The 785-nt window shown below is 41.9% G+C and carries 1 protein-coding gene; it reads left to right on the top strand.

The features are described 5' to 3' along the window. Positions 1–785 (top strand): sulfatase family protein (locus tag K5G00_RS29480; protein ID WP_238770230.1); only part of this gene is annotated, 785 nt, incomplete at both ends.

Here is a 785-nt window from a genome sequence, read left to right as displayed (position 1 = left end):
AACCGGCATGATTTATATCGCAACGGAGAAGAAATTTTTTACCCCGGCGATTATTTTCCGGATTTAATGGTAAAAGAAGCTTCTGGATTTCTGGAAAAAAATCATGGAAGTCCGTTTTTTATGTATTATGCCATGAACACTCCGCACTATCCTTACCAGGGGTCGCCGGAATGGCTGAATTATTACAATAAAAAAGGGGTAAAATATCCCCGCAATTTGTATGCAGCTTTTATTTCCACCATGGATGAAAAAGTAGGAGCACTGCTTCAAAAGCTCGATGAGTTGGGATTACGGGAAAATACCATCGTTGTTTTCCAGTCGGATAATGGTTACTCAACTGAAGAACGCGCGCATTACGGGGGCGGAAATGCCGGTGTTCTGAGAGGTTCAAAGTTTAGCCTGTTTGAAGGAGGAATTCGTGTTCCGGCGGCAATTACCTGGCCGGCAAAATTAAAAGCCAATGAAGTACGAAATCAGGTGGCAGTAAATGCCGACTGGATGCCCACACTTGCTGAACTTTGCGGAATTGATTTAGACAAAAGCGAACTGGACGGGAAAAGTTTAGTCCCTGTTCTAAACGATAAAAACCATAAAACCTTACACAATGAATTCTGCTGGCAAAATGGAAAACACTGGGCGGCAAGAGAAGGCGACTGGAAATTGCTGGGTAATCCGGCAATTAGTGGTGTAAATTTTTTACCCAAAGACTCACTTTTCCTGGTAAATATAAAAAGCGATCCCGGTGAAATAAAAAATGTTGCTGACCAATTTCCTGAAAAAGTAAA

Origin of the sequence: Maribellus maritimus (genome assembly GCF_022267315.1) — a bacterium.
Classification (GTDB): domain Bacteria; phylum Bacteroidota; class Bacteroidia; order Bacteroidales; family Prolixibacteraceae; genus Draconibacterium; species Draconibacterium maritimum.
The sequence above is the reverse complement of the archived record's forward strand: the minus strand, read 5'-3'. Positions and strand labels throughout refer to the sequence as shown.